Source organism: Citrobacter sp. wls757, assembly GCF_005280935.1.
Taxonomy (GTDB): Bacteria; Pseudomonadota; Gammaproteobacteria; order Enterobacterales; family Enterobacteriaceae; genus Citrobacter; species Citrobacter portucalensis.
In genome coordinates this window covers 1,504-1,926 of the sequence record NZ_SZWU01000032.1, presented here as the reverse complement: position 1 = coordinate 1,926, position 423 = coordinate 1,504, and positions in this window count along the sequence as shown.

Sequence of the window (423 nt, the reverse complement as noted above, 5' to 3'; positions counted from 1 at the left end):
CTCACTGACTCGCTGCGCTCGGTCGTTCGGCTGCGGCGAGCGGAGGGAACAGGCACATCAAAGGAGAGTCAATGAGAGGCAGTAGAAGAGGCCACGGCGTTGCCGGTTTTCCATAGGCTCCGCCCCCCTGACAAGCATCACAGAATCTGACGCTCAAATCAGTGGTGGCGAAACCCGACAGGACTATAAAGATACCAAGAGTTTCCCCCTGGCAGCTCCCTCATGCGCTCTCCTGTTCCAACCTTGTCGCTTACCGGATACCTGTCCGCCTTTTTCCCTTACGGGAAGTGTGGCGCTTTCTCATAGCTCACACTGTAGGCATCTCAGTTCGATGTAGGTTGTTCGCTCCAAGCTGGGCTGTGTGCATGATCCCCCCGTTCAGCCCGACCGCTGCGCCTTTTCGGTAACTATCGACTTGAGTCC